Consider the following 7,708-nt stretch of genomic DNA (forward strand, 5'->3'; position numbering starts at 1 on the left):
AGGGGGCACAATAGAGGATGTAACCTGGTAGAAATGACAGATGGCGATGTGCCTGAACCGTCCATTCCATACCAAAATACATTGAAAATTAAGCGATAGAAGCCTGTATTTCGCAAGGTCACTTTCAACCTAATAGGCAGCTATTAATGACAACCGGTCAGCTTTTTTTTGGAAGCGCATTTTCGCGGCGCCTAGCCGGTGTGTCGTAGCTGCCGTAGGCTGCGAAAAGGTCCGCAGGACCTTCGGCGCTGCCACGTTGATCGCGGGCCCGCCGCGCGGGCCTTCGCAGCCTGGCGACAGCTACAGGGTGTCAGGTCAGAAGCCTACCCGCACCCCCAGGCTCAGGCCCCAAGGCTGTTCGTAGGTACGCCCTTTGATGTAGTCCACGTCCGCGTACAGGTGGGTGGCGGACGAGACTTGCGCAGCCAGGCCTGCGCCGATTTCGCCTCGGCTGCCGGACAGGCCGTTGTCAAAGCGATTGTCGTTGACGCTGACCCGGTTACGCTTGGCGAATTCACGGGCAACCGCTACCTTGATGAACGGCTCCACGGTGCCGCCGTCGTCAAGGGTGAAGGTGCGGCCTACCGTGGTGCCGACCTTGCCCAGCAGCGAATCGGCACCGTTGCTTTGCGCGCGCATCCCGTTGTTCAGGTCGTAGTGCTGGCCTTCTACCCACAAGGCCGAGCCTTGGATGAAGGGGGTGACGCTCAGGCCCTCGCCCAGGTCAATGCGGCGGCCGCCTTCCAGGGTAGCGCCCAGGCCATGGTTGTTGTAATCGCCCTTGGCTTGGGTGCCGTCACTCATGCGCACCGTGGACTTGTTTTGAAAACGGTTGGCCTTGAACAGCGCGTCGGCGTAGTACCCGTCATCGCCCAGCCAGGTGCCATACACGCCGGCATAGAAGCTGTCGACTGACCCGGTGGTCCCCGCCTGCACGTCCAGATCGGATTTGCTGTAGCCGGCCATGACGCCGAAAAGGCCATTGCCGTTCGCCAGGGTCAGGGGGGCGTCAGCGCCAAAGGTGATACCCCGTTGCTGTTGACTGTAACCAACACCTGCTGCACTGGACACGTCCTGACGGCTGCCATAAGCACGGGACCACACACCGCCGGTTGCCTGGCCCAGGCGCAATTCGCCCATGCGGCTGCGCAAGGTGGCGGTCTCGCCGTACCACACAGTGGGCGCAGCGCTGAACAAGGCCAGCACCGAGCGTGTGCCCGGCGTCACCACCTCGCCCGGGCGCTGCACCAGGAACCAGTCGTTGTCCACCTGCTTGAGGTCGTAAACGAAGGTGCCCAGATCCACCTGCCCCCCCAGTGCGCTGAACTGCGCGTCACCGCCGCCGGTTTGCACCACTTTCAGCGGGTCTTGGCCGGCGGCCACATCGGTACCGGTGTTCTGGATCGCCAACTGGTGGTTGCCGCTGGCTTCGCCACTGATCAGCAGGCGATCACCCTCCCCGGCTGCCAGGTCGGTGCCCAGGCCGAAGGTGCCACTGCCCGCCAGGGTCTCCAGTGTCAGTTGGTGAAAGTTGCCATGGCTGCCGCCCAGGTCTACGCGGCCGTTGTCCATGGCCAGGTGGCGCATGTCCGAGTCGCCGGTCATGGCCCAATGGGCCCCGCCCTTGACGGCGAGTTGACTGACACCGCTCATGGCGCCAGTGAGCGAGGCGCCGTCGGCCAGCGTGACCGAAACTTGCGCGCCGGGCTTAGCCTGGACATCGCCCACCAGATCGCTGCGCAGCACAGTGAAATCAACCGCGGTATTGCTGTCCGCCTCCACTATCACGCCATTGCCACCCGTCAGGGTCGAACCGTTCTGCACCACAATACTGGCTTCGGTGACCCGTTGCGCAGAGATCGAGGTCACGCGAATGGCGCTGCCTTGCTCCCCCGAAGCGTGGGCATTGTCCAGCACCAAGGTCGACGGCACGGAAGGGTCGGTAATGCGAGTATCCTGCACAATCAGCACGCCATGATGCTGCCCAGTCAACTGGGTGCCATGGGTGGCAGTGGCATTGCCGTTGACCATCACCAGTGCATGCCCTGCACCAAACAGCGTGTCGCCGCCATCGTAGTGACCGCGCACAGCGGTGTTGTCCAGTACCACCTCGGCGCTGTTGGCCACATTGACCCCGCGGCCGATGCCCTCGATGACGCTGCCCGTCACGTAGGCACTGCTTGCGAGATTGACGTTAAGGCCCATCGACCCCGTGCTGGTGATGTGGCTATTGGCAATGCTCGCCCGGGAGTCGGCCAGGTAGATGCCGTTCAGATCCCCCCCATTCACCGTGGCCCCGTCGAACGCCAGGTGCCCGCCCACGCTGTACACCTCATGGGTCTCGCCGCCCGGCGTCACTACTAACTGCCCGCCATTTCTGACGCGCCAGCCCTCAAGCGGATCGCCGGCCTGCACCCACTTCACCACACCTTCACCGTCGGCGTCCCCGGCACGGACATCTTCCGGCAACGGCCATAGAAACATTGAAAACAAGACAAAGGGGACTGGTTTTCCACGTACATATTTAATCATGCTCACTCACTCCGCTGCCTGATGCTCGAACGATGATATCCGTTCGATGAAGCGGCGAAGTTTAATGATATTGCCACACACTACATTGTAGGAAATTTCCACATAGCCTGAAGGAATTGTTCTACAGTAGACCCGTGGTCATCTGCCCCTTACCACGCGTATCTAACGCCTACACTTGCGCCCCACGGCTGCTCGATATTACGCCCATCGCCGTAGTCAAAATCGGCGTGCAATTGCAATACTGGCGAAAGTTGCGCAACCACCCCCGCGCCCGCTTCTATGCGACCACCGGAAAGATCATTGTCAAACCGGTTGGTGTCGTTTATTTCCACCCGATTGGTTTTGGCGAATTCCTGACCCGCGGCCACTTTTACATAAGGCTGCACCCAGCCACCATCGGCAAGCTTGAAGGTGCGCCCCACATGGGTACCCACCATGCCCAGCAGCGAGTTGGCGTGATCGCTTTCGGCGTCCAGGCCATTGTTCAGGCTGTAGCTATTGCCGGGCACCCACAGTGCGGTAGCTTGCAGGTAAGGTTCCACGAACCAGCCGTCGGCAAGGCTAATGTGTTTGCCCGCCTCCACCGAACCACCCACGCCATGGCTGGTATAGCGACCGCGGCTGCGCTCACCATCGCTCATGACCACCTCGGCGCGGTTATTGAATTCGTTGGCCTTGAGCAACGCATCCACGTAATAGCCGTTGTTGCCCAGCCAGGTGCTGTACAGGCCCAGGTAATAGCTGTCCACCTGCCCCTCGGAGCCTGCGCCCAGGTCCAGGCTGGAATGGCTATAGCCGCCCATCACGCCCACCATCCACTGGCCCTCGCTGGCCGGCAGCGGCGTGTCGATACCCAGGCTGACCCCGGCCTGGCGTTGGGTGTAGTCCACGCCGCCACCGCCCGTCACGTTGTACTGGTCGCCATAGGCGCGCATCCAGGGCCCGCTGGCGCCTGCGCCCAGGCGCAGGTCGCCCATGCGGCTGCGCAAGGTCGCGGTTTCGCCGTACCACAGCGTAGGTTCGGCGCCAAACAGGCCAATGACTACCCGGGCGCTGGGGCTGATGACAGGCTCGCCCCCGCCCTCCTGTCCGCCCTCTTCACCGCCCTCTTCACCTCCTTCTTCGCCGCTGTCACTGGTGCGTTGTTGCAATAGCCAGTTGTCGCCCCGGTGCACCAGGTCGTAGGTATAGGTGCCGGCGTCCACTTGCCCCCCTTGCAGGGAGAAGTTGGCGCTGCCGGCGGGGTTGGTGACCAACACCAGTTCGCTACCGGCCTTGGGTTCGGCACCGGTATTGGCCACGTCCAGCGTGTGCTGGCCGCTGGAGGCCCCGGTGATCACCAGCTTGTCGCCCTGTTGTTGCGCGATATCCGTGGCAAGCCCGAAGGTACCGGCCCCTGACAGGCTGGCCAAGGTCAGGGTGTGAAAGCCGCTGGCGCTGCCGTTGAGATTCACCCGGCTGGCGTCGGTGGCCAGTGTGCCAACCGTGGAGCTCTGGGTCAGGGTCCACAGGGCATTGCTGCTCATGGTCAACTGGTCGACGTCGGTCAATTGCCCGGTCAGGGTGCTGCCATTGCGCAGGGTCACGTCTACCGTAGCCCCCGTCGCCGTCACGTCACCGGTCATGTGGCTGTTGTCCAGCGTCAGTTGGGTGGTGGAGTCAGCCCCCGCGGTCAGCGAGCCGTCAAGCACCGTGCCATTGGCCAGTGTGGCCGCCAGTATCGCGTCCTGGCCTGGCTCCAGGCTGCCGCTAATGGTGCTGGCATCGGCGTTCAGCGTCACGTTCACACTGTTGCCAGGCAGCGCCGAGGTCGCCAGCGCCACGCCATCGCCGCCCAGCAGTCGGGCGCCGTTGCGCAAGGTAATGGTGGCGATCGGCAGCCGTGCGACGCCGGTTTGCGCTACCAGAATGGCGCTGTTGGTAACACCCTGCACCGTGGAGTCATCCACCACCAGGGTGGAGCGCAAGCCGGTATCGCCAGTGCTGGCGGTATCGGCACCTATGGCCACGCCGTAGCTGGCGCCGGTCACCTGGCTGTGCTGGGTGAAGGTTTCGCTACCCGATAGCAGCGCAGCCCCAACACCACTGTTGAAGATGGTAGTCGTCTGGGGGGTACTGTTGATCCGGGTATTGACCGTGGTCAACTGGGCGCCATTGCTCACGTTCACCCCACGGCCAACGCCGCTTACCTGGCTGTCGGTGAGGGTGGCGCTGGCGGTGGCGCCCACCATGCTCAAGGCGATCCCGGTAGAGGTCACAGTGCCGCCGTTGACGCTCACCAACGAATTGGTTGCCTGAATCTGCAAGGTCTGCCCACCCGGGTTTACCTGCAGCGTGGCCGCGTTGCTCAGCGCCCAGAAGTCGGCGGCGGCCCCCGCGCTCACCGTGGCGCTGTCGGGGCCCAGCAACGTGCCGGCTTCGGCCACTCGCCCCATCATCAGCCACAGCGGCAAACTTAGAAATAAAGGTACGCGGCGACCACCACGCATTATCATATTCATTAGTATTCTCCCTGCAGAACGGCGATTACCTGACACCGCCAGAAACAGGGTATAGCGCACTTCCATTGAATGGGTTTTGTTTTTAAATCCGCCGCTGAAACTCTTTATTCAACCCCACACATCGGGCCGTTTAATTGCACACTTCATGCCGCCACCCACCTGTTATTTCTGACAGTTACCCATTACAACAAGGCGGCCTAACATGGGGGCGTGCGTTAACCACGCAATCGCTATTCAACCGCACGGCGAATTGCAAAAAGAACGCACGCTCAATCATCAGGAGTTCAACAGCATGACCACTTCCCGGTACAAGAAAACCCCTCAAACAAAGCCTACCCCCCACCAGGCTCGCCTGCTGGCAGCACCATGGATGGCGCCCTCGGTGCCCGGTGCCGTTACCGGGCCTTGGCCGCAATTCATTGTTCCCCTGGCCATCTCCGAAAAGCCACTGCCTATCAGGATTGAATGGGACCCTGAGTTTTTTCCAGGTTTTCCGCCCATTGTCGATGGCGACAGGGTGCAACTGCTGCTCAACGATGCACCCGCAGGTGCGCCGTACACCCTGACTTCAACCGATGAGACCAACGGTTATTTGTTCGTCGATCTGCCTTTGTTCGACAACGACGGCAATGACAGGGACAACAACCCGCAAACCCTGAGCTTTGTGCTGCACGCCGCCACTAGCGGCGAAGACATCGCAAGCCGGCCAGCCACCATTTACATTGATCGCACGCCACCTGGCCAGGAGCGGCTCGGCGAGGTGGTGCTACCCGATGTAACCGGTCAGGTCGTCACACCCGGGCAACTGGTCGGTGACAACCTGAGGGCCCTGGTGCCCAGCTACTTCGGTCGCTGGCAGGGCGATACCATCACCCCGTACATCCAGGGGTTGAGCGGGAATGCCGACTTGGATGCCAGCGCCATCCAACTGCCGACCTCGGACAATGGCGGTGTCATCACCATCCTATACCCCCGAGCCGCTCTGGAAGCCGCCGGCGATGGCCCGGCCCTGCTGGGCTATCGCATCAAGGACCTGGCCGGTAACGAGTCGGTGTACGCTGAAGGTCACCCGGTAGTACTGGTATTGCGGGATGCGCCGGGCGACAGCGACCTCCTGCCACCGATCGTGCCGCTGTTCGACGACAATGACATTATTGACGAAGACGACGCGCGCCAACTGGACGTAGAGATTCCGCTCTACCTCCACATCAACGGCAGTGACCGTATCGAACTGTACTGGAATGCCACCGCCGTGGGCACGTTCCCTATCACCGACCCTACGGCGGACCCCATTGTCACCATCCGCGTGCCTTACTCTGTCATTCAGGCCAGTGACCCAGGCAACGACGCACCGTTCACGGTCGACGTGAATTACAAGGTGCTTCGCAGCGGTTACGCTGTTGCGACCTCACCGGCCACCGAAGTGGTGGTGGACATCCGCCTGCCTGGCGGCACAGACCCGACCCCAGGCACACCGGACCACGGCAACCTGGGCTTGCCGGTTGCCCGAAGCACCCTCAGCACGCCGGTGGATAACGTCATCACTGCCACGCAATTCGGCCAGGACGCAAACATCCACATTCCATGGCCCGCCAGTACCCCACCCGATCCGACCAATGTCAAATTCAAGGCAGGTGATGTCATCGTCGCCGACTGGGGTGGCGAAACAGTGTCCTATACGGTCACGTCTTCGGACGAACAGTTTGCGACCATCTCTGCGTTGACCCTCACGGGCCAACAGATGGTGGACGTTGGCACTGGCAACATTCCGTTGTTCTATACCGTCACGCGCAACTTCCCTGCCGATCCGCCACTGCCCGCTTACAGCAACACGTCCACGTCGCCCACCCAGATCGTGGTGGTGCAAAGTAATATCGACGTGCCTGGCGGCGGCAACGAACTGCCGGACAAAGGCAGATTCACCGAAGTAAACGCCAACCTCGCCCTTAACTGGGCAAACACCCGGCAGGGCGCCCCCTATCAAGTGTTGCTTAACTACCTCAACGTGGTGCCAGGGGACACCATTCACTTCTTCATGGAAGGGCAAACCCTGCAAGGGGTCGTACTGCCGGGCACCCAGTACGACGCGAGCTACATCATCCAGCAAGCAGATATCAACCGTGGCTCGTACGACTTCCGGGTGCCTGCAACGTTGTTCACCACGGCATTGTGGCCAACCAACGTGGGTGCCCATGTGGTGCATACCTACTGGACAGCCACCAACGCTATCGGCACCGGCAACTCGGGTGAACAGGTCACGCTGATTGACCTGCGCACCGGCTTGGCGCCAGCCACGCCACCCGCAGCGGCGCCGTTCCTGAGTATGCCGCGGTTCGAATCGGATGCGGCCGACGCGCGCAACGCCGAGAAGCTGGAGCAATTTGCAGCCAGCCTGTGGAGCCAACCACCTAAGGCCTGAGCGCTCACGTTTGCAGTATGAAATAGCCTGAAATGGGCCGGGCGCAGCCATTGCGCCCGGCCTTGTCCGGTTGGGCTGCGGGCGATCCGCCGTCCTGCCCTCACCCAGCACAGCGCCTGCCCAATACGCCTTCCCTACACCAATCTTGATGGTGTGGCGGCAACGTCCACACCGTGCTTCCCTCCCCAGGATTCCCCCCGACTTCACCTCGGTAACCTGTCATTTCTATCAGGTTACACCCCCCTTTCCTCCCCCT

The 7,708-nt window shown here is 61.7% G+C and carries 3 protein-coding genes; 1 reads left to right on the forward strand and 2 read right to left on the reverse strand.

The window, feature by feature from the left end; genetic code table 11:
• Positions 1–315: 315 nt before the first annotated feature.
• Positions 316–2,469, reverse strand: coding sequence for an autotransporter outer membrane beta-barrel domain-containing protein (locus PMM47T1_RS28320; RefSeq protein WP_157213104.1), 2,154 nt, complete (start codon positions 2,467–2,469; stop codon positions 316–318).
• Positions 2,470–2,681: 212 nt separating this feature from the next.
• Positions 2,682–5,033: an autotransporter outer membrane beta-barrel domain-containing protein gene (locus tag PMM47T1_RS28325; protein ID WP_157213105.1), complete on the reverse strand. Its 2,352-nt coding sequence runs from the start codon at positions 5,031–5,033 to the stop codon at positions 2,682–2,684.
• A gap of 292 nt (positions 5,034–5,325) precedes the next feature.
• On the opposite strand from PMM47T1_RS28325, the gene PMM47T1_RS28335 reads away from it, so the two are divergent.
• Positions 5,326–7,452, forward strand: coding sequence for a hypothetical protein (locus PMM47T1_RS28335; RefSeq protein WP_157213106.1), 2,127 nt, complete (start codon positions 5,326–5,328; stop codon positions 7,450–7,452).
• The last annotated feature ends 256 nt before the right edge of the window (positions 7,453–7,708 follow it).

Source organism: Pseudomonas sp. M47T1, assembly GCF_000263855.1.
Classification (GTDB): Bacteria; Pseudomonadota; Gammaproteobacteria; order Pseudomonadales; family Pseudomonadaceae; genus Aquipseudomonas.